The organism is Burkholderia reimsis, assembly GCF_003294055.1.
Classification (GTDB): Bacteria; Pseudomonadota; Gammaproteobacteria; order Burkholderiales; family Burkholderiaceae; genus Burkholderia; species Burkholderia cepacia.
This window is the reverse complement of the sequence record NZ_QMFZ01000011.1, coordinates 84,873-107,496: the sequence shown is the minus strand read 5'-3', so window position 1 is coordinate 107,496 and position 22,624 is coordinate 84,873. Positions and strand designations below refer to the sequence as shown.

15 protein-coding genes are annotated in these 22,624 nt (G+C 68.9%); 4 read left to right on the top strand and 11 right to left on the bottom strand.

Annotated features, from left to right (window positions below; genetic code table 11):
* The first annotated feature begins 56 nt into the window (after window positions 1-56).
* From iolD to DPV79_RS15280, 4 genes are all read left to right on the top strand, one after another.
* The gene (gene iolD / locus DPV79_RS15295) at window positions 57-1,940 is read left to right on the top strand and encodes a 3D-(3,5/4)-trihydroxycyclohexane-1,2-dione acylhydrolase (decyclizing) (protein WP_113045799.1); all 1,884 of its coding nucleotides are present in this window, start codon (window positions 57-59) and stop codon (window positions 1,938-1,940) included.
* 61 nt (window positions 1,941-2,001) lie between these two features.
* Window positions 2,002-2,931, top strand: a complete 930-nt coding sequence (gene iolE, locus DPV79_RS15290) for a myo-inosose-2 dehydratase (protein WP_113045798.1) — start codon at window positions 2,002-2,004, stop codon at window positions 2,929-2,931.
* Window positions 2,932-2,974: 43 nt separating this feature from the next.
* Entirely contained in the window at window positions 2,975-3,793 is an 819-nt protein-coding gene (gene iolB / locus DPV79_RS15285) for a 5-deoxy-glucuronate isomerase (RefSeq protein ID WP_048025939.1), read from the top strand.
* 82 nt (window positions 3,794-3,875) lie between these two features.
* Entirely contained in the window at window positions 3,876-4,370 is a 495-nt protein-coding gene (locus DPV79_RS15280; RefSeq protein WP_059497814.1) for a heme-degrading domain-containing protein, read from the top strand.
* Window positions 4,371-4,422: 52 nt separating this feature from the next.
* On the opposite strand, the gene DPV79_RS15275 is transcribed toward DPV79_RS15280, so the two are convergent.
* From DPV79_RS15275 to DPV79_RS15225, 11 genes are all read right to left on the bottom strand, one after another.
* Window positions 4,423-5,169, bottom strand: coding sequence for a glucose 1-dehydrogenase (locus DPV79_RS15275; protein WP_021162382.1), 747 nt, complete (start codon window positions 5,167-5,169; stop codon window positions 4,423-4,425).
* Window positions 5,170-5,353: 184 nt separating this feature from the next.
* Window positions 5,354-6,058, bottom strand: coding sequence for an ABC transporter ATP-binding protein (locus DPV79_RS15270; RefSeq protein ID WP_113045797.1), 705 nt, complete (start codon window positions 6,056-6,058; stop codon window positions 5,354-5,356).
* A complete protein-coding gene (locus DPV79_RS15265) occupies window positions 6,055-6,807 on the bottom strand; it encodes an ABC transporter ATP-binding protein (RefSeq protein WP_048025936.1) in 753 nt (250 codons plus the stop codon). The genes DPV79_RS15270 and DPV79_RS15265 overlap by 4 nt, the downstream gene beginning before the upstream one ends.
* Window positions 6,804-8,033 (bottom strand): branched-chain amino acid ABC transporter permease, encoded by a 1,230-nt coding sequence (locus DPV79_RS15260; protein WP_113045796.1) that lies wholly within the window; start codon window positions 8,031-8,033, stop codon window positions 6,804-6,806. Before DPV79_RS15260 ends, DPV79_RS15265 begins: the two co-directional genes overlap by 4 nt.
* A complete protein-coding gene (locus DPV79_RS15255; protein ID WP_113045795.1) occupies window positions 8,026-8,961 on the bottom strand; it encodes a branched-chain amino acid ABC transporter permease in 936 nt (311 codons plus the stop codon). Before DPV79_RS15255 ends, DPV79_RS15260 begins: the two co-directional genes overlap by 8 nt.
* Before the next feature lie 9 nt (window positions 8,962-8,970).
* Window positions 8,971-9,408, bottom strand: a complete 438-nt coding sequence (locus tag DPV79_RS15250) for an acyl-CoA thioesterase (protein WP_021157113.1) — start codon at window positions 9,406-9,408, stop codon at window positions 8,971-8,973.
* A gap of 139 nt (window positions 9,409-9,547) precedes the next feature.
* Window positions 9,548-10,084 carry an NUDIX domain-containing protein gene (locus tag DPV79_RS15245; protein WP_059620638.1) on the bottom strand — a complete coding sequence of 179 codons (537 nt, stop codon included), beginning with the start codon at window positions 10,082-10,084 and terminating at the stop codon, window positions 9,548-9,550.
* Between the two features lie 349 nt (window positions 10,085-10,433).
* Window positions 10,434-13,883: a two-partner secretion domain-containing protein gene (locus tag DPV79_RS15240; protein WP_113045794.1), complete on the bottom strand. Its 3,450-nt coding sequence runs from the start codon at window positions 13,881-13,883 to the stop codon at window positions 10,434-10,436.
* A 395-nt stretch (window positions 13,884-14,278) separates the two neighbouring features.
* Window positions 14,279-17,437, bottom strand: a complete 3,159-nt coding sequence (locus tag DPV79_RS15235; protein ID WP_113045793.1) for a two-partner secretion domain-containing protein — start codon at window positions 17,435-17,437, stop codon at window positions 14,279-14,281.
* 281 nt (window positions 17,438-17,718) lie between these two features.
* A complete protein-coding gene (locus DPV79_RS15230) occupies window positions 17,719-20,865 on the bottom strand; it encodes a two-partner secretion domain-containing protein (RefSeq protein ID WP_113045792.1) in 3,147 nt (1,048 codons plus the stop codon).
* A 64-nt stretch (window positions 20,866-20,929) separates the two neighbouring features.
* Window positions 20,930-22,594, bottom strand: a complete 1,665-nt coding sequence (locus DPV79_RS15225; protein ID WP_341867604.1) for a ShlB/FhaC/HecB family hemolysin secretion/activation protein — start codon at window positions 22,592-22,594, stop codon at window positions 20,930-20,932.
* Between the last annotated feature and the right edge of the window lie 30 nt (window positions 22,595-22,624).

The following is a 22,624-nucleotide window of genomic DNA, read 5'->3' as shown; positions in this document are numbered from 1 at the left end:
ACACAACACGAAGCGACGCCCGCGATGATCCACCCGAATCCTCTTCACCGACCGACATGACCTCTACCGTAAGACTGACCGTCAGCCAGGCGCTCGTGCGCTACCTGGCCGCCCTGCGCGCCGAAGTCGTCCAGCCCGACGGCCGCGTCGAGATCCTGCCCTACTGCGGCGGCGTGTTCGCGATCTTCGGCCACGGCAACGTGGCCGGGCTCGGCGAGGCGCTGCATGCGGAAAAAGACCGGCTGCCGACGTTCCGCGCACACAACGAGCAAGGGATGGCGAACGCCGCGATCGCGTTCGCGAAAGCGAACTTCCGCCAGCGGATGATGGCCGCGACGTCGAGCATCGGCCCGGGCGCGACCAACATGCTGACCTCCGCCGCGCTCGCGCACGTCGGCCGCCTGCCGCTGCTGCTGCTGCCCGGCGACGTGTTCGTGTCGCGCCTGCCCGACCCCGTGCTGCAGCAGGTCGAGGATTTCGAACAGGGCGACATCAGCGCGAACGACTGCTTCCGGCCGGTGACGCGCTACTTCGACCGGATCACGTCGCCCGAGCAGCTGCTCGTCGCGCTGCCGCGTGCGATCCAGGTGATGACCGACCCCGCGCAGTGCGGCCCCGTGTGCCTCGCGCTGCCGCAGGACGTGCAGACCTTCGCGTACGACTGGCCCGAGGACTTCTTCGCGCCGCCGGTGATCCGGATGCGCCGGCCGCCGGCCGACGCGCTCGAGCTTGCCGATGCGCTCGACGTGCTGAAGGCCGCGAAGAAGCCGCTGATCGTCGCGGGTGGCGGCGTGCTGTACAGCCAGGCGTGGGACGCGCTGCGTGCGTTCGCCGATACGCATGGCGTGCCGGTCGCGGAATCGCAGGCCGGCAAGGGCAGCCTCGCGTGGGACCACCCGCTGAACCTCGGCTCGATCGGCGTGACGGGCTCGCCCGCCGCGAACCGCGCGGCCGCGCAGGCCGACGTGGTGTTCGCGGTCGGCACGCGGCTGCAGGATTTCACGACCGGCTCGCATGCGCTCTACGGCAACGCGACGCTGCTGAGCCTGAACGTGCAGCCGTTCGACGCGGGCAAGAAACGCGGCCGGCAACTCGTCGCCGACGCGCGCACGGGCCTCGGCCAGCTGTCGGCCGCGCTGGCCGGCTGGCACGCCGATCCGGCATGGACGGCCAGCAACCGCGACCAGGCCGCCGCATGGAACGCGCGCGTGACCGAACTCACGACGCACGTGCCGAACGACACGCTGCCGTACGACGCGGAAGTGATCGGCGCGGTGCGCGACTCCGCGGCCGACGCGGGGCGCGACAGCGCGCGCGACGACCTCGTGGTGTGCGCGGCCGGCACGCTGCCGGCCGAACTGCACAAGCTGTGGCGCAGCGGCGTGCCGGGCAACTATCACATGGACTACGCGTACTCGTGCATGGGCTACGAGGTCGCGGGCGGCCTCGGCGCGAAGCTCGCGCGGCCCGAGCGCGAAGTGATCGTGATCGTCGGCGACGGCTCGTACATGATGCTCAACGCGGAACTCGCGACGTCCGTGATGCTCGGCCGCAAGATCGTCGTCGTGATCCTCGACAACCGCGGCTACGGCTGCATCGAGCGGCTGCAGCTGAACTGCGGCGGCGCGAGCTTCAACAACATGCTCGACGACTGCGTGCCCGAAGGCGGCGAACGCTCGACGATCGACTTCGCGATGCACGCGCGCGCGATGGGCGCCGAAGCCGTGCACGTGCGCGACATCGGCGAACTGCGCAGCGAAATGAAGCGCGCCCGCGCGGCGAAGAAGAGCCAGGTGCTCGTGATCGACACCACGCACCGGCGCACGACCGACGACGGCGGCGCATGGTGGGAAGTCGCCGTGCCGCAAGTGTCCGAACGCGCCGGCGTCGAGGACGCGCACCGCGCGTATCTCGACGCGAAGACCCGGCAGCGGCGCTGATGACGCACGCTGCCCACGCACCCTCCCCGCGAAAAACACATTCGAACCAAGGAAGCCCGTCATGAGCTGGAACGTCCGCATCGGTATCAATCCCCTGTCGTGGATGAACGACGACCTGCCGTCGCTCGGCGGCGAGACGCCGCTCGAAACGGCGCTGAAGGAAGGCGCCGAAATCGGCTATGCGGGCTTCGAGCTCGGCAACAAGTTTCCGAAGACGGGCCCCGAGCTGAAGGCGAAACTCGCCGGGTTCGGGCTCGTGTGCGTGTCGGGCTGGTATTCGGGTTTCCTTGCGGAGGTCGCGCCGGGCACGAGCGACGCCGATGCGGTCGCCGCGGAGATCGAGCGCTGCCGCGCGCACATGACGAAGCTGCAATACAACGACGTGAACGTGGTCGTGTACGGCGAATGCGCGGGCACGATCCAGGGCAATATCGACACGCCGGTCGCGAAGCGGCCTCGCTTCGTCGACGAAGACGCATGGCGGCGCTACGCGGCCCGCCTCGACGCATTCGGCGCGCACCTGCTCGACACGTACGGCATCAAGCTCGCCTACCATCACCACATGGGCGCATACGTCGAATCGCCCGACGACGTCGACCGGCTGATGGCGCTGACCGATCCGGCGAAGGTGTTCCTGCTGTTCGATACCGGCCACGCGTATTTCGGCGGCGCGGCCGACCCGGTGACGCTGTTGAAGAAACACGTATCGCGCGTGGTCCACGTGCATTGCAAGGACGTGCGGCCGCAGGTCGTCACGCAGGCGCGCAACAGCGGCTGGAGCTTCCTGAGCGGCGTGATCAACGGCACCTTCACGGTGCCCGGCGACGGCGCGCTCGACTACGAGGCGACGCTGCGCACGCTGAAGGATGCCGGCTACGAAGGCTGGCTCGTCGTCGAGGCCGAGCAGGATCCGGCCGTCGCGCCGAGTTATGCGTATGCGAAGAAGGGCTACGAATCGCTGCGCGCGATCGTCGACCGGTTGAGCGCATGAGCCCCGTCACCCCCGCTGTCACCCCATTGCGGAGCCCCACCCCATGACGATTTCTCCCCTGCTGGTCAAAGCCTCTGCTGACCGCGAAATCTGCAACGTCACGCCGGAATCGGCCGGCTGGAAACATGTCGGCTTTCGCGCGCTGCGCCTGAAAGCCGGCGACACCGAAACGCTCGACACGGGCACGCGGGAACTGTGCGTCGTCGTGCTCACGGGCACGGTGCGCGCGGAGGTCGACGGCACGACCCACGATGCGCTCGGCAAGCGCGACAGCGTATTCGAGGACGTATCGCCCGATGCGCTGTACGTGCCGGGCGGCAAGACGGTCACGCTGGTCGCGACGCGCGATGCGGAAATCGCGCTGTGCACCGCGCCGTATGCGAGCGGCGACAAGCCCGTGCAACGCCTCGACGGCGAACGGATGCGCCGCTCGGTACGCGGGCAAGGCACCAATACGCGTTACGTGTGCGACATCCTGATGGGCGACAACCCGGCGGCCGAGCGCCTCCTCGTCGTCGAGGTCGTCACGCCGGCCAGCCATTCGAGCAGCTATCCGCCGCACAAGCATGACCGCGATGCGGCGCCCGACGAAACCTCGCTCGAGGAAACCTACTACCACCGGATCGATCCGCCGCAGGGTTTCGCGTTCCAGCGCGTGTACACGGACGACCGCAGCCTCGACGAAGCGTGCGCGGTCGAGAACCACGACGTCGTGATGGTGCCGCGCGGCTACCATCCGGTGGTCGCGCCGCACGGCTACAACCTGTACTACCTGAACGTGATGGCCGGACCGAGCCGCGCGTGGGCGTTCAGGAATGATCCCGCGCACGAATGGATGCTCGACGCGGCGCCGAAGCGCTGAATGGAAAACGGGCCCGCGCGCGGCCCGTGACGATGCGATGCCCGGCACGCGCACCCAGCGCCGGGAACGCCACGGAGCCACCATGGTGACGACCCTCTTTCGCCTCGATCCCCACCCGTTCGACGACGACGCGTCGAACCCGGCGCTGCCGCGCTTCGATGCGGCGCTCGCCCGCCGGATGGGCGAGATCGCGGTCAACCTCGCGTCGCGCCGCGGGCTGCCGATCGCGGTGAGCATCGTCGGCGAGCAGGCGCCGCTGTTCTACTGCGCGCTCGACGGCAGCCACGCGAACGACAGCGACGCGATCCGCCGCCGACAGAACACGGTGTTGCGCTTCGGTCTCAGCTCACTCGCGGTCGGCGAGCGCTTTCGTCGCGCCGGCTGGTCGCTGCAGTCGCAGGGGCTGTCGGATGACGACTATGCGCTCGACGGCGGCGGCGTGCCGTTGCGTGTCGCCGGGGCCGGCATCGTCGGCGCGATGACGATCGCGGGGCTCGACTCGGAACACAATCACGCGCTCGTCGTCGAGAGCCTGCAGTGGCACGTCGGCCGTTACGCGCTCGCGCCGCACGCGTAACGACAAGGGCGGCACGACCGGCGCAAGCGCGCCGATGCGCCGCCCCGCACGATCAGTTCAACCCGCCGCTCACGACGAGATGCTCGCCGGTCATCCAGCGTGCATCGTCCGACGCGAGGAACACGGCCACCGACGCGATGTCGTCCGGCTCGCCGAGGCGGCCGAGCGGCGTCTCGCTGCGCACCTGCTTGTCGAGATCCGAACCGATGATGCCCGCGCTGTGCGTGCCCTCGGTCACGATCATCCCCGGGTTGATCGCGTTCACACGAATCTTGCGCGGGCCGAGTTCGAGCGCGAGCACGCCGGTGATCGCGTCGACCGCGCCCTTGGTGCCGCTGTAGACGGCGCTGGCGGGCGGCGTGATGCTGGTCACCACCGAGCTGATGTTGATGATGCTCGCGCCTTCGCCGAGATGCTTGACGGCTGCCTGCGTCGTCAGCAGCACGCCGAACACGTTCGTGTCGAATTGACGGCGATAGTGCTCTTCGGTGATCGCCTCGATCGGCGCGAATTCGTACACGCCGGAATTGTTGACGAGCACGTCGAGACGGCCGTACGTGTCGATCGCCGTATCGACGATGCGCTGCGCGTCGGCTGCCTTCGACACGTCGCCGCCCACCGCGACCGCGCGGCCGCCCGCTTCGACGATCGCGCCAACGACCGCGTCGGCACCCGCCTTGCTGCTCGCATAGTTGACGACGACCGACGCGCCTTCGGCGGCCAGTGCCTTCGCGATTGCCGCGCCGATGCCCTTCGATCCGCCCGTGACGATCGCGACCTTGCCTGCCAGCTTGCTCATGATTTCATTCCTCAGTCAAAAGACCTTCGATGGATGGCGCCGGTTGCCGCGACGATGCGTTGACGCGTCGACGCGTTGTGATGACGACCGGCCTGACTGGCAATGTACGGTGCGGCACCGCAGCGATAAAGCGGCTCGACACGAATTGACTGGCGGAGTTTGCCGAACAATCGATCGCGCGCCGTCAGCCGGCGCTCAGCCACGCATCGGCGACCTCGCCGTCCAGGCCGTCGAGCGCGCCGTCGTAGACGATCCGTCCGCGCCCCATCACCGCGACGCGCCGTGCGAGCCGCGGCGCGAACTGCAGCCGCTGCTCGATCAGCAGGATCGCGACGCCGTCGGCCTGCAGCGCGGCGAGGCAAGCGCCGACTTCGTCGACCGCGAGCGGCGCGAGCCCTTCGGCCGGCTCGTCGGCGATCAGCACGCGCGGGCGGCCGGCCAGCGCACGCACCAGCGCGAGCACCTGCTGTTCGCCGCCCGACAGCCGCCCGGCTTTCACGTCCGCACGCGCGGCCAGCAGCGGGAAACGGTCGAACAGGCGTTCGAGCGCCGCGCGTTCGGCCGCACCGCCGGCACCGCGCAGCCCGAGCCGCAGGTTGTCGCGCACCGTCAGCAGCGGGAACACGTCGCGGCTTTCGGCAACGTAAGCGACACCGCGCCGCGCGACCTCGAACGTGCGCGCGCCCGCGCATTCGGCGCCGGCGATGCGCACCGAGCCGGTCGTGCGCACGAGCCCCAGCACGGCCTTCGCGAGCGTCGAGCGCCCCGAGCCGTTGCGGCCGAGCAGCGCAAGCGTCTCGCCCGGTGCCAGCGCAAGATCGACGCCGTCGAGCACGGGCTGCAATCCGTACCACGCGCGCAGGCCGCGAATGTCGAGCAGTGCGCTCATGCGCGCCCCTCGCCCAGATACGCGGCGCGCACGCGCGAATCGGCACGGATTGCATCGGGCGCGCCGGTCGCGACCACCGCGCCGCGCACGAGCACCGTGATGCGTTCGGCGAAGCCGAACACCGCGTCCATGTCGTGCTCGATCATCAGCACCGTGCGGCCCTGCGTCGTCGCGCGGATCAGCGCGATCATCCGCGCCGCCTGCTCGCGGCTCATGCCGGCCGTCGGTTCGTCGAGCAGCAGCGTGCGCGCGCCGCTCGCGAGCGCGATCCCGAGATCGAGCGCGCGCTGTTCCGCATAGCTCAGTTCGGCGGCCAGCGCGCCGCGCCGCGCATCAAGCCCGATGTCGTGCAACACGCGCGCGGCTGCGAGATCGACCGACGCCGATTCGCGCAGCCGGTTCCACCAGCGCCGCCGTTCGGCGGGCGCATGCAGCGCCGCGCAGCGCAGGTTGTCGAATACGGTCAGCCGCGCGAACGCGCTCGTCTGCTGGAAACTGCGGCCGATGCCGAGGCGGCTCGCGACGACCGGCCCGCGCCCGCGCAGGTCGACGCCGTGCAGCACGACCCGCCCGCGCGTCGGCCGCGTCGCGCCCGCGATCACGCCGAACAGCGTCGACTTGCCCGCGCCGTTCGGCCCGATCAGCGCATGGCGCTCGCCGGCCGCGATACTCAGCTCGACGCCGTCGAGCACGGTCTGCGCACCGAAGCGCTGCACGACGCCATGCAGCGCGATCGCGTTGCCGTTCATCGCCGGTCCTCCCGCTTGCCAGGCCGTGCACCCTGCGCGAAGCGCGCGCGCCAGCCCCACAGCAGCGCACCGATGCCCGCCGCCGAACACGCGACGGCCCAGCCGGCCGGCGTATCGGCATCGATGCCCCACGCACCGAACGCGAGGCCCGAGCCGTCGTCCTGCGCGAAGCGCCATGCATAACCGAGCTCGGCCGCGCACACGACCGCGACGCCCCAGAACACGCACGCGCCGATGCCGCACAGCAGGCGCCACCGCTCGGCCCCCGGCGCGCCGCGCCGCAACGCGTGCGCGACCGCTTGCGCGATACCGGCGATCCCGCGCGGCGCGGCCACGACGATCACGACAAATAGCACGCCGAGATACAGCGCCCACGCGCGCGACACGCCCGCGACGACGACGCTCAGCGCGGTCAGCACGGCGGCCCCGGCCGCCGGCCCGAAGAACGCGCCGGTGCCGCCGATCACGGTCGCGATCAGCACGGTCGCGGAGCGTGCCATCGACACGCTGTCGGGCGTCGCGAGCTCGACGTCGATCAACGTCAGTGTGCCGGCGATACCCGCGAAGAACGACGCGCAGGTGACCATCGCGAGCCGCACGCGGCGCGGGTCGGTGCCGAGCGCGGCGACGCGCGCCGGGTTGTCGCGCACCGCGTTCGCGAGCCGCGCGAGCGGCGTGTGCGTCAGCGCGTGCATCGCCCATGCCGACGCGACGCACCACGCAGCGATCACCGCGTACGCATGCGCCGGCGCGCCGAACTGCCAGCCGCCCCACGTCGAGCCGCCCGCGCGGTCGATCGGCACGCCGCCGAGACCGCCGAACCATGCCGGCACGCTCCACGCGGCGGCCGCGACGCATTCGCCGAGCCCGAGTGTAATCATCGCGAAGGCGGTGCCGGAACGGCGTGTCGCGAGCAACCCGGCAACGAATCCGAATCCCGCGCCGGCCACGCCGCCGACGAGCGGCAACAACGGCAGCGGGCCGCCCATATGGTTGAACCAGTGCGCGGCCGCGAACGCGCCGAGGCCCGCGAACGCCGCATGCCCGAACGACAGCAGCCCGGTCGTGCCGAGCTGCAGGTTGTACGACAGTGCGAGCACGACGAGCGCAGCCGTCTGCGCAAGATAGCCGAGCACCGCGCCATGCGGCCACAGCCACGCGGGCAGCACGAAGCACGCGGCGAACAGCGCCCAGCGCGTGCATCCGGCGAGCACGCGACTACGCATCGACCCGTTCTCCGAACAGCCCGCGCGGCCGCGCAACCAGCACCGCGACGAGCAGCAGGTACGGCACCAGCGGCGCGAGTTGCGCGATCGACACCGCGGCCACGCTGTCGGGCAACGCGATGCCGGCCCATGACGCGAAGTCGCGCAGCGACGTGTCGCTCGCGGCCGCGAAGGTCTGCGCGAAGCCGACCGCGAGCGACGCGACGAACGCGCCGCCGAGCGAGCCGAGCCCGCCGATCACGACGACCGCGAACACGACCGACCCGACGGTCTCGGCCAGTGCGGGTTCGATCACCGCCAGCGGCGCGCCGATCACGCCGGCCAGCGCCGCGAGCGCGGTGCCGGCGCCGAACAGGCCCGTCATCACGCGCGGCACGTCGTAGCCGAGCGCCTCGACGGCCGCACGATGCGTGAGCGCCGCACGCACGACGAGCCCGATGCGCGACACGCGCAGCAGCGCGCCGAGCGCGACCAGCATCGTCGCGGACATCGCCATCATGAACAGCCGGTAGCGCGGCAACGCGAGGCCGAACACGCTCAAGGGCGCACCGTCGAACAGCGGCGGCACGGGCGCCGGCAACGGCGCGAGGCCCCAGACGAGTTTCGCGCCCTCGCCGATCAGGTAAGCGAGACCGAAGGTCAGCAGCAGTTCGTTCGTATGGCCGTGCGCCTGCACGCGGCGCAGCAACGTGCGTTCGCAACCGGCGCCGAGCAGCCCGACCGCAAGCGGCGCGAGCACGAGCGCCGGCCAGAAGCCCGCATGGGCCGCGATGCTGTAGCCGACATACGCGCCGAGCATGTAGAAGCTCGCATGCGCGAAGTTGAGCACGCCCTGCACGCTGAAGATCAGCGTGAGGCCGGCCGACAGCATGAACAGCAGCAAGCCGTAGCTGAGGCCGTTGAAGACCTGGAGCGCGAGCGCGTGCACCGCGAGCCGTCAGGCAGTGAGCGGCTCGAGCGCGGCGCGCAACGCGTCGGGCAACGGCACGGGACGGCGTGTCCCGCGATCGACGTACACGTGCACGAAATGCCCCTGCGCGGCGGGCGCGGCATCGCCTTGCGCGAACAGCCCGACCTCGTAGCGCACGCTCGACGTGCCGAGCTTCACGACACGCAGCCCCGCATCGACCGATTGCGGGAACACGAGCGGCGCGAAGTAGTTGCACTGCGTCTCGACGACCAGCCCGATCGTCTGCCCGTGCTCGACGTCAAGCACGCCCGCGCGGATCAGGTACTCGTTCACGACGGTGTCGAAGTAGCTGTAGTAGACGACGTTGTTCACGTGCCCGTAGACGTCGTTGTCCATCCAGCGGGTCGTGATCGGCAGGAAGTGGCGGTAGGCGTCGCGCGGGCGCGGTTGCGGCTTGTCGGACATGGCGATGGCGGTCAGGACGTGGGAAGCGATGCAGACGAAGCACGGCGGCCGCAGGGCACGGCGCGCCGGCAACGGGTGAAGCGCCGCGTCGCGATCGCACGCGGCACGGCGGAGAAAACCCTGTGCACGGGCCGGCCCGTCACTGCCCCGGCCGGTCGACGAACTCGAAATCGAGGCCGCGCGCGCGCATCCAGTCGGCGAGCGCGACACCGGTACCGGCGCGCCACGGGCGCAGCAGCGGCGGATCGACGAGTTTGTATTCGAGCAGTTCGGGCGACAGCGCGACCGTACCCGACGCGCGCACGTGATACGCGATGATCAGTTCGTTCTTGCGGATGAATTCGTAGACGCCGACGAGCGACACGTGCTCGGCCTTCAGGCCCGTTTCCTCGAACACCTCGCGCGCGATGCCGTCCTCGGGCGTTTCGCCGTTCTCGAGGAAGCCGGTGATCAGCGCGAACATGCCTTCGGGCCAGGCCGCGTTGCGCGCGAGCAGGATCTTGCCGTCGAGTTCGACGATCGCGGCGACGACGGGCAGCGGGTTGTTCCAGTGCACGTAACCACAGGTGCCGTCGGGGCAGGCCTGGCGGATGCGGCCGCCTTCGTGGTCGGGATCGGCACGCTCGGTGAGCGGGCTCGCGCAGCGCGGGCAAAAGCGGTAATCGGCAGTGGTCATCGATGGAGACGGGGCGACCGGGGCCGCCTGCAACGGCGGCGCCGGTCGCGCTCGGCGCGGGAAAGTCTCGATTCTAGCGAGTTTGCGCGGCGCCGAGGATTTCCGCGACGGCCGGACGAACCGGCCGGAATCGCGCGGGCGATGCCATCCGCCGACGCCCGGCCTGCGTTCGCGCCCGGCCGGTTCGCGCACCGGGCATGCGCGTGCATGCCCGGCGAGGTGCGTCCCGCTTGCACGCGGCGGCCCGTTCCTGCGCGGGCCGCCGCGTGCGGCAGGCTTGCCGGCGATCCGGTCAGGTCAGGTCAGGTCAGACCGGGCCGGGCCGGGCCGCCGGCATGGTCGGCACCGGTCAGTCGCGGATCTGGCCGTAGTTGAGGTTGGCGAGCGGCATCCCCGCTGCGGCACCAGTTGCGCTGCTGCCCTTGAAAAGGCCGAAGTTCAGGGCCGCGAACGCGCCGGCTTGCTGGCGGTAACCCGGCGTCAGCGCAACACGGGTTGCCGTCGTCGCGTTGTCGAACGTGCCGAAGTTCGCGCCGGCCAGGCCGCCGAGCCGCGCATAGTAGCCACCCGAAACCGTGCCGGCCGCCGACGACGATGCGACCATGCCGCTGTTGAAGCCGACCAGGCCGCCGACGTAGCTGTCGTGGCTGCCGGCCGCCGAACCGGTCGCGCTCGAGTGCTCGACCGACGCGCCAATGGCGTTCTCGCCGATCAGGCCGCCGACCGAACTGCCCCGGTCGGCCAGCACGTCGCCGCTTGCGCTCGACGACGACACGCGGCCGGCGTTGAAGCCGACCAGCCCGCCGGCCTTGCCCGTCCCCGTCACGGCGACCGTGCCCTTCGCGCCGGCGTCACGCACCGTACCCGTGTTGCGGCCGACGAGCCCGCCGGCGATGCTGCCGAACCCGACCCGGACGTCGCCCGACGCGGACGATCCGTCGATCACGCCGCTGTTGGACGCCACGAGGCCGCCGACGACGCTCTCGAAATCGCTGACGACCGAACCCGTCGATGCGGACGCCTGCACGGTGCCCGCATTGACGCCGACCAGACCGCCGGCCTGCGCCATCATGCCGGCCATCACGGCCCCCTTCGACGACGAACTGTGGATCGCGCCGTCGTTCACGCCGGCCAGACCGCCTGCCGTTGCGAAGTCGCCCGCGATCACGTCGCCAGCGGCCGACGACGCAAGCACTTCGCCGGTCGCCGCATTGCGGCCGACCAGCCCGCCTGCGATGCCGCTCGCCGCTGCCGTAACGTAGCCGTCGGTGCTCGACGCGTCGATCCTGCCTGCGTTGTAGCCGACCAGCCCGCCCGCCACACCTGCCATGCCGGCGTCGACGTTGACGCTGGCCGTCGAGTCGCTCACGCTCGCGAAGTTGGCGCCGACGAGGCCGCCGACGTTCGACGCGCCGCCCGTTACCCTGCCGACTGCCGTCGACGCATGCACGACGCCACGGTTTTCGCCGACGAGGCCACCCACACGCGCGCCGTCGGTCGCCGCGACGATGCCCTTGAACGTCGATGCGTCCACCCGGCCCGCATTGTGGCCAACGAGGCCGCCCACAGACGCGTTGCGGGCGCCCCGCACATCGCCGGCGGCCGTCGACGCGTTGATCACGCCGCCATTGTTGACGCCCACCAGCCCGCCGACGCGCGCGCCGCTGCCGCGTGCGTTGACGATGCCGGTCGCCGTCGACCTGTCGACGACACCGTGGTTGTCCCCGACGAGCCCGCCTGCGCTGCCGTTCGACGCACTGACGACCTGGACGTCGGCACGGCTGTCGCGGATCAGCGCGTCGTCGGCACCGGGCGAGACGAACGAGATGTTTTCACCGGCCAGCCCGCCGACATGCAGCGCATCGTTGCCGCCGTTGACGAAACCCAGCACGGATGCACGCTCGATCGATCCGCCGTAGTTGCTGCCGACGAGACCGCCGACAATCGCCATGCCTTCGCTGCTCACCGCGACGTTCGTCGCCTTCACGTCCGAGATCGTGCCGAAGTTGTAGCCCGCGAGCGTGCCGACGCTGGCCGGTGTGCGGCCATAAGGCACGACCGCGCGCGTCGAGATCCTGTCGAGCCCGAGGTTGGCGATACGCCCGCCGTTGGCCTCGAAAAGGCCGACGGCGTTACTGCCCGGATTGGAGATCGACAGATCGCCGATGGTGTTGCCGAGACCGTCGAACACGCCTTCGAACGCGCGTCTCGCGCCGATGCTCCGGAACGCCGCGCCCTTGCCGTCGATCGCGTTGCCCAGCACGTAACGGCCGTTCAGGTCGCGGTCCACGTTGCGCAGGCCCGCCACGTCGTGAATCACCTGATACCCTTCGCCGTTCGACGAAAACGATGCGTTGCGGCCCGACAGCGTGGCCGATGCGTTGTCCTGCGTGAACCGGTGGCCTTTCTTCGCGTTCAGCTCCAGATGCGCCTGGTCGCCCGTCAGCGCAAGTTTGTCGTCGATGCGGATTTCGCCTGCGGCGTCCGCCTTGACGCTCGCCTTCGCGCCGCTCGCCGCCACTGCCTGCTTCAGCGCCACGTCGCCCTTTTGCGACGTCAGCGCCAGCGTATGGTCGCTCGCCCAGTTCACCGCGCCATTCACCGTCAGGTCGCCCGACGTGTTCGTCAATGCGACGTTCGTCGTGCCCAGCGCGCGTGACAGCGTCGCCGCGTCCAGTGCGGCGTCTGCATGCGCGACGTTCGAATTCGCGCCATCGATCGTCAGGCCGCGCTGCGTGCCGTTCGTATTCGAATTGTCGACGTTCGCGTTCGCCGACTCGATCGTCCACGTACCCGTGCGGCCCGACGATGAACGCGTGTCGACCTGCGTGTCGACCGCCACCTTCACCTGTTCGCCACGCGTCGTCACGTCACCGCCCGCCGCGTTCAGCTGGCCCGCGACCTGCACCAGGCCGCCGTCCAGCACGATCTTCCCGTCGCGCTCTTTCAAGCCCTGCGCCTCGATCGTCCCGCTGTTGTTTACCACTGCGTTCAGCAGGCCGTTCGCCGCGCGCGCCGTCATCAGCACCTCGCCGCCTTCCGCGCTCAGCAGACCGCCGTTGTGCGCCTGCGCGTCCATCACGCCACCTTCCACCTGCAGGTTCAGCAGGCCGTTACCGTCGAAGTTCACGGTGAACGCGTTCCCCGCGCCCAACGCCACTCGGCCGGCCTTCGCACGGATCACGCCCGTGTTCGACACCCGCGCACCCAGCAGCGCCACACTACCGCCCTCGGTCGCCGCGATCGTCCCCGCGTTCTCCACCGAGTGCCCCGATGTGCCCGAGAACCGGTAGGTGCCTGCGAGGAAATCCTTGTCCGAGATGTCCTTCGTCGACGCCACAAGACCGCCCACATTCACCTGCGCACCCGAGCCAAACACCACCCCGTTCGGGTTCACCACGAACACCTTCCCGTTCGCATCGATCTGCCCGTGGATCTGGCTGCCGTTCGTGCCGATCACGCGGTTCAGCGCAATCGACTTGACGTCCGGCTGCTTGAACGACACACGCTCACCGCCGGCCACGCTGAAGTCCTGCCAGTTCGTGATCAGCTTGTCCGTGTGCTGGTTGATCGACATCGTCTTGCCGTCCGCAGACGTCGCGATGTCCGCCTTCCCGGAGGCCACCGCGCCACCCGTCGGCAACGCATACGCGCTCGTCGCCGCCAGGCCCAGCAGCGACACCCCGGCCGCCAGCAGGCGCTTGCCGCCGCCCGTCTTGCCGCGGCGACGCGCGGTCTCGCTCACCGCGCACCAGCCGCCTTGCGCTTCATTCCATACCAGCGAGTAGGCTTTATTCATCTGAATTCCTCTTATTTCCACATTTCAACTGGTCCATCTTCGACGGACCTCCGATCGCGCCGCCCGCCAAAGCCGGACAGCGTGAACCCTTACGTTCGACAAGCAAGCCTTGTGTCCCTTCAGCCCGTCGCGTGGGATCGCATTCGAATCGACTTGCGATCGACAATCATCGATTCGCATTCCTATACAAAAATCGGAATGACAAACCAAAAGCGATTCGCGGTCTGCACCACGGATGTCGACCCGGCGCCTGCTATCCACGCCGACGGAGACACGAAAAATCCGGCCCTGCGTCGAATGCCGCCCCAAACGATCGGGATGGGCGGCCATCGTCACGGGGCGGCGCGATTGCCGCCCCGTGACATGCACGGTGCATCATCCCGCGCCGACGTGCGTTACCACGACTTGCCGTCGATCATGCCGATGTTGAATGCGACGAACGGCTCCTTCGATGCGGCGCCCGTCGCCTGGCTCGATTCGATGCTGCCTGTATTGAGTCCGGCAAAACCGCCCGTGAACACTGGCCGTGCCTGCGCCGGGTAATCGATCTTCGAGCTCGTACGCGACGAACGGATCGTGCCGTAGTTCTGGCCCGCAAAGCCGCCGACATACGCACCCGCCGCGTAGACCGTGCCCGACGATTCCGAACCGTCGATCAAGCCGTCGTTCGCCCCGACGAACCCGCCGGCGTACTGTCCACCGGTAGCCGTCACCGTGCCACCTGCCGTCGATCCGCTCACGACGGCCTGCTTGCCGCGGTTTTCGCCGATCAAGCCACCGGCGTAGCTGCCGCGCAACGAAACCACGTTCGACGTCGAACTCGACGACACCACCCTGCCGCGATTCGTGCCGACCAGACCGCCGATGCTGCTGTCCTGGCCGCCGCGCACCGCGCCGCTCGACTCGGCATGATCGATCGATCCGTCGTTCACGGCCACGAGCCCGCCGATGCTGCTCGCATCGCCCGCGCTCACGTCGCCGTACGCGTTGCCGAGCAGAATCGCGCCGGCATTCTGGCCGACCAGACCGCCGACGATGCCGCGTCCGGCATCCGCCGTGCGCCCTTTCGCCGACACGTCCGCGAGCATGCTGCCGCCGTCGTTCACGCCTGCAAAACCGCCGGTCGCCGCCGACCCGTTGCCGGTCACGTTGCCGGTCGCGTGCGACTGGCTGATCCTGCTGTTGGCATTCGTGCCGATGAAACCGCCTACCCGGCTGCCCGCCGTCGCGCTGACATTGCCGCTTGCCGACGAAGCGAGGATCGTCGCGTAATCGCTGCGGCCGACGAGACCGCCGACGTCGGCCCCGGAGGTCGCGCTCACGTTGCCGCTCGCCGATACGTTCGACAGCGCGGTATAGACGTTCGAACCGACCGCCCCGCCAACCATGCCTGCCTGGCCGGCCGAGACGGCCATCGACGAATTCGAACGATCGATGGCGCCGCCGACCGCGTGGCCGACAAGGCCGCCCGCGTACATCGCGTTGCCCACGGCGATCCGGCCCGCGCTCGACGAATCCGAGATGGTCGAATCCCAGCTCAGGCCGGCGATGCCGCCCACCAGATTCGTCATGGTCGACGACGGCGACCGCACGTTCCTGATCTCGGCGTCGGCACGGCTGTTCGCGATGCGCGAGCTGGCGTTCGTCCCGGCGATACCGCCGATGTTGACCGTCCTGTCGTTACCGGTGATCGAGCCCTGGAAGCGCGCACCGTCGATCACCCCGGCGTTGTTCTCTCCGACGAGACCGCCTGCGACGCTATAGCCGGTGCCGGACGACGAAATGCTCATCCGCGTTGCGCGGACGTTCGAAATCGTCCCGCCACGATTGGCGCCGGCCAGGCCACCGATCGTCATGCTGCTCTTGATCGACGTGCTCGCGCCGTTCACCGCGATCGAGTCGAGCGCGAGGTTGGCGATGCGCCCGCGGTTCTCGGCGAACAGGCCGACCGACGAGCCGCTGTTATTGACTTTCAGCCTGGACACCGTGTTGCCGAGACCGTCGAATACGCCTTCGAATGCGCTGTTCGCACCGATGCTCCGGAACGCCGCGCCCCTGCCGTCGATCGCGTTGCCCAGCACGTAGCGGCCATTCAGGTCGAGGTCCACGTTACGCAGGTCCGCCACGTCGTGGATCACCTGATACCCTTCGCCGTTCGACGAGAACGATGCGTTGCGGCCCGACAGCGTGGCCGATGCGTTGTCCTGCGTGAACCGGTGACCCTTCTTCGCGTTCAGCTCAAGATGTGCCTGGTCGCCCGTCAGCGCAAGTTTGTCGTCGATGCGGATTTCTCCTGCGGCGTCCGCCTTGACGCTCGCTTTCGCGCCGCTCGCCGTCACCGCCTGCTTCAGCGCCACGTCGCCCTTTTGCGACGTCAGCGCCAGCGTATGGTCGCTCGTCCAGTTCACCGCGCCATCCACCGTCAGGTCGCCCGACGTGTTCATCAATGCGACGTTCGTCGTGCCCAGCGCGCGTGACAGCGTTGCTGCGCCGATCGCAGCGTCCGCGCCGTCGACGTTCGCGTTCGCCGACTCGATCGTCCACGTACCCGTGCGGCCCGACGATGAACGCGTGTCGACCTGCGTGTCGACCGCCACCTTCACCTGTTCGCCACGCGTCGTCACGTCACCGCCCGCCGCGTTCAACTTGCCCGCGACCTGCACCAGGCCACCGTCCAGCACGATCTTCCCTTCGCGCTCTTTCAAGCCCTGTGCCTCGATCGTCCCGCTGTTGTTCACCACCGCGTTCAGCAGGCCGTTCGCCGCGCGCGCCGTCATCAGCACCTCGCCGCCTTCCGCGCTCAGCAGCCCCCCGTTGTGCGCCTGCGCGTCCATCGCGCCGCCTTCCACCTGCAGGTTCAGCAGGCCGTTGCCGTCGAAGTTCACGGTGAACGCGTTACCCGCGCCCAACGCCACGCGACCTGCCTTCGCACGGATCACGCCCGTGTTCGACACCCGTGCGCCCAGCAGCGCGACGCTACCGCCTTCCGCCGCCTCGATCGTCCCGGCGTTCTCCACCGACTGGCCCGATGTGCCCGAGAACCGGTAGGTGCCTGCGAGGAAATCCTTGTCCGAGATGTCCTTCGTCGACGCCACCAGACCGCCCACATTCACCTGTGCGCCCGCTCCGAACACCACCCCGTTCGGGTTCACCACAAACACCTTCCCGTTTGCGTCGATCTGCCCGTGGATCTGGCTGCCGTTCGTGCCGATCACGCGGTTCAGCGCAATCGACTTGACGTCCGGCTGCTGGAACGACACACGCTCGCCGCCGGCCACGCTGAAGTCCTGCCAGTTCGTGATCAGCTTGTCCGTGTGCTGGTTGATCGACATCGTCTTGCCGTCCGCAGACGTCGCGATATCCGCCTTCCCGGAGGCCACCGCGCCACCCGTCGGCAACGCATACGCGCTCGTCGCCGCCAGGCCCAGCAGCGATACCCCGGCCGCCAGCAGGCGCTTGCCGCTACCCGTCTTGCCGCGGCGACGCGCGGTCTCGCTTACCGCGCACCAACCGCCCTGCGCTTCGTTCCATACCAGTGAATAGGCCTTGTTCATTTGGAATCCTCTTTATCTGGATTTTGAATGCTCGCGAGAAGCGAGCGACCGGTCATGCCTGCCCGGAAATTCCGCACAGGCCTGAACGCATACATGCGCCCGGCCAAGCGCTGACCATGCACGGTGCCGAGCGATCGTGCCCTCGAGTCGACTGGCCGCTGCCGGTACCTTGCATACCACTTGACGAAGGAGTCGCATGACGATCGGGAACGGGGGACGGCGCCGCGACGGCGCGAATGCGTCGGCGCCATACGCTGCCCCCTCCCCCGCACCGACACGAATTACCGCTTGGCTTCGACGATGCCGCGGTTCATGCCGACGAACCGTTCACTCACTGCGGCACCCGTCGTCTCACTCGACTTGATGCTTCCCGTATTGATCCCGACGAAACCGCCGTAAAACGACGGCCGCGCCTGCGCCGGGTAATCGAACTTCGAACTCGTGCCAGACAACCGGATCGTGCCGGAGTTGCCGCCCGCGAAGCCGCCGCCGATCGTGGCGGTGCTCGTCACCGTTCCCGACGATTCCGAATCGGCGATCGTCCCGTAGTTCCAGCCGACGAACCCGCCAATGGCAAGCCCGTTGGCGACCGTGACGTTGCCGAAGGCCTTCGAGCCACTCACCACGGCGTCGATTCCCTTGTTGAAACCGACCAGGCCGCCCACGTAGCTGCCGCTCCCCGCGGCAACGTTCGACGTCGAGCTCGACGATGCGATCGTGCCGTTGTTCTCGCCGACCAGACCGCCGATCGTGTTGTCCAGCCCGCCGCGCACGATGCCGCTCGAGCGCGAACCTTCGATCTTCCCGTCGTTGACGGCCACGAGCCCGCCGACCTTGCTCGCGTTGCCGGCGCTCACGTCGCCGGCCGCCACCGCCTGTCGGATCGTTCCAGTGTTCGCGCCCGCGAGGCCGCCGACCCGCTCGCTCGCGGCACCGGTCACGCGCCCCTTCGAAGACACGTCCGCGAGGACGCCTCCGGCGTTGTTACCCGCGAAGCCGCCTACTGCGGCCGCGCCGTTTCCGCTGACGTTGCCGGACGCGTGCGACCCGCTGATCGCGCCGTTGTCGTTGCTGCCGACGAAGCCGCCGATCGTGCTGCCTGCTGCCGCGGTGACGGTGCCGCTTGCCCATGAATCGCGAACGTTGCCTTCGTTGCCGCCGACCAGACCGCCGATCGTGGCCCCCGACGTCGCGCTGACGTTGCCGATCGCCGACACGTTCGACAGATCCGCACCGGCGTTCCAGCCGACCGCACCGCCGACAGCGGCGTCCTTGCCGGCCGACACGGCCATCGACGACGTCGAGTGGTCGATCGCGCCGCCGGCCGAGTAACCGACCAGACCGCCCGCGACCGCGTTGACGCCCGCCGAAAGCTTGCCGCCGCTCGACGAGTTCGACACGGTCGACTCCCAGTTCATGCCGACCAGGCCACCCAACATATACAAACCGGTCGCCGATGCGTCCTTGCTCGTGATCTCGGCGTCGGCGTGGCTGTTCGCGATACGCGCGCCGCCAAAGTTATTACCGGCAATCCCGCCGATCGTCGTCGCCTTTTCGTTACCGCTGATACGGCCCTGGAAGCGCGCGCCATCGATCACGCCGTGATCGTTGACGCCGACGAGCCCCCCTACCACGCTCTCGCCCCGGCTGGGGGATGTGGACGCGACTGTCATCCCCGTCGCGCGGACATTCGAGATCGTCCCGCGATTGGCGCCGGCCAGGCCGCCGACCTGTGAGATGCGCCCGTTAGCCGGATTGTTCACGGTCAGCGAATCGAGCGCGAGATTGGCAATACGCCCGTCGTTCTCGGAAAACAGGCCGACGGAAGGAGCGAACCCGGCAACGTTCAGTCGGGACACCGTGTTGCCGAGGCCGTCGAATACGCCGCCGAATGCGCTGTTCGCACCGATGCTCTGGAACGCCACACCCTTGCCGTCGATCGCGTTGCCCAGCACGTAGCGGCCGTTCAGGTCGCGGTCCACGTTGCGCAGGCCCGCGACGTCGTGAATCACCTGATACCCTTCGCCGTTCGACGAGAACGATGCGTTGCGGCCCGACAGCGTGACCGACGCCTTGTCTTGCGTGAACCGATAGCCCTTCTTCGCGTTCAGTTCCAGATGCGCCTGGTCGCCCGTCAGCGCAAGCTTGTCGTCCACACGGATTTCACCTGCGGCGTTCGCCTTGACGCTCGCCTTCGCGCCGCTCGCCGTCACCGCCCGCTTCAGCGCCACGTCGCCCTTTTGCGACGTCAGCGCCAGCGTATGGTCGCTCGTCCAGTTCACCGCGCCATTCACCGTCAAGTCGCCCGACGTGTTCGTCAATGCGACGTTCGTCGCGCCCAGCGCGCGTGACAGCGTTGCCGCGTCCAGTGCGGCGTCTGCATTCGCGACGCTCGCGTTCGCCGACTCGATCGTCCACGTACCCGTGCGGCCCGACGTGCTGCGCGTGTCGACCTGCGCGTCGCCCGCCACCTTCACCTGTTCGCCGCGCGTCGTCACGTCACCGCCCGCCGCGTTCAGCTTGCCCGCGACCTGCACCAGGCCGCCGTCCAGCACGATCTTCCCGTTGCGCTCTTTCAAACCCTGCGCCTCGATCGTCCCGCTGTTGTTCACCACCGCGTTCAGCAGGCCGTTCGCCGCGCGCGCCGTCATCAGCACCTCGCCGCCTTCCGCGCTCAGCAGACCACCGTTGTGCGCCTGCGCGTCCATCGCGCCGCCTTCCACCTGCAGGTTCAGCAGGCCGTTGCCATCGAAGTTCACGGTGAACGCGTTACCCGCGCCCAACGCCACTCGGCCGGCCTTCGCACGGATCACGCCCGTGTTCGACACCCGCGCACCCAGCAGCGCCACACTACCGCCCTCGGTCGCCGCGATCGTCCCCGCGTTCTCCACCGACTGGCCCGATGTGCCCGAGAACCGGTAGGTGCCTGCGAGGAAATCCTTGTCCGAGATGTCCTTCGTCGACGCCACCAGACCACCCACATTCACCTGCGCACCCGCACCGAACACCACCCCGTTCGGGTTCACCACGAACACCTTCCCGTTTGCGTCGATCTGCCCGTGGATCTGGCTGCCGTTCGTGCCGATCACGCGGTTCAGCGCAATCGACTTGACGTCCGGCTGCTTGAACGACACACGCTCACCGCCGGCCACGCTGAAGTCCTGCCAGTTCGTGATCAGCTTGTCCGTGTGCTGGTTGATCGACATCGTCTTGCCGTCCGCAGACGTCGCGATATCCGCCTTCCCGGAGGCCACCGCACCACCCGTCGGCAGCGCATACGCGCTCGTCGCCACCAGGCCCAGCAGCGACACCCCGGCCGCCAGCAGGCGCTTGCCGCTACCCGTCTTGCCGCGGCGACGCGCGGTCTCGCTCACCGCGCACCAGCCGCCCTGCACGTCGTTCCATACCAATGAATATGCCTTGTTCATTTGGAATCCTATTTATGTAGTTTTTGAATGCTCGTGAAACAACCGAGCAGTTGATCACGCCAACTCAGAAATACTGAGCGGCCTGAACCCATACGCTCGGTGCGCGGGTCGGCGAATCGCCACCCCGACCAAGCGGCAATGCGGCCGTCAGCGACACCTGGCGCTTCGCGCCGAACCAGGTCGCGCCGATACCCGCCGCCTGCATGTGTTGCGTATTCCGTTCGCTCGTCCACGGATGCCGGTTGAGCTGCACCGCGCCCGCGTCGACGAACATGCTGACCTGCCACCCCGGCGCGGCGAGATAACGCAGTTCCGCGCTGGCCTGCCAGCCCTGGTCGCCGCTGCCTTCGCCGAGCGCGTACGCCCGCACGCCGTATGGGCCGCCGAGGCTGAATTTCTCGGACGAATCGAGATTGCGCGACGCGAACTGCGCGCTGACCTGCCCGTACAGCTGGAAACGGCCGCCCAGCGCCTGGATCCGCTGCGCGTCCACGTTGAGCTTCTTGAAACCGCCGATCGACTTCGTCAGCGGATTCGACTCGAACACATCGTTGCTGCGCAAACGCCCGACGCCGAACATCACCGAGAAGCCGTTGCGGCCGCCGCCCAGCCAGCCGTCCTGGCTGTTGCCGCTGAGCCCGAAGGTCCACAGGCCGACGTTCTTGTCGTTCTGGCGCGAGAAAGTGCCGTAGGTGTCGTGCAGGTTCTTGTTCTCGTATTGCACCTGCGCGGTGACGCTCAAATCGCGCGCACGCGCGAGCGGTTGCGCGACATAGACGGTCTGGACGCTGGCGCGCCCGCTCATCTCGAGATCGGAAAACCGCCCCGCGACCCGGTAGCGCAACGACGAATACGCGACGCCGACCCGCGTGGAGGCCGGCCCGACCGGCACCTGATAGGCGGCGCGGTAATAGCGTTGCCGTTCGTCGCTGACGAGCCCGCGCAGGCTCAGGCGATCGCCGAGCCGCAACGGCGCATTGACGTCGACGCTGCCGCCGACGCGGTAGCGCCCCGTCGACACCCCGCCGAAGTTGTCGAATTCGAGCGACCCGGATGCGGGCGGCCCGCGTTCGGCATCGACGACGAGATCGGTGGTGCCCGGCACCTCGCCGGGGCGCAGCGTGCCGCGCGCACCGACGCCCGCCAGATCGTCGAGCAGCAGCAGGCTCCGCTCGAGGCTGGAGCCGCGGACGACGTCGCCCGGATGCAGCGCGGCAAGCGGCTGCCGCAGCACGGCGTCGAGTGCGCGGGAATGATTGTGGATCTGAATCTTGCCGTAGCGCCCTTCAGCGACTTCGATGCGCACGACACCGTCTTCGATGTCCTGCTTCGGCAAGTAGGCACGCGCGAGCACGTAACCGCGCTCGCGATAGTAGGCGGTGATCCGCTCGGCCGCGCCTTGCAGGTCGGCAAACGTGAGCGCGTCGCCCGCCAGCCCGGCGACGAGCGCCTGCAGCGTTGCGGTGTCGAATACGGTGTTGCCGCCGATCTGGAACGCGCGCACGGCGATGCGCGGCCCGGCATCCGGTTGCGGTTGCGGGGCGCTTTCGGACGGAACGATCTCGAGATCGGGCGCGGTTTTCGGCGGCAGCGCCGGACGCGACGTTTCGACGTCGCGCATCGTCGCTCCGGCGTTCGGCACCTGTGCGTGTGCCTGCCCGGGCACGCCCGCCACGCCCGCGCCCCACAGCAACGACAGGCACAGCATGCTGCCGGCGCCCCGAAGCACGCGCGGCACACCACTGTCGGCAACCACCCC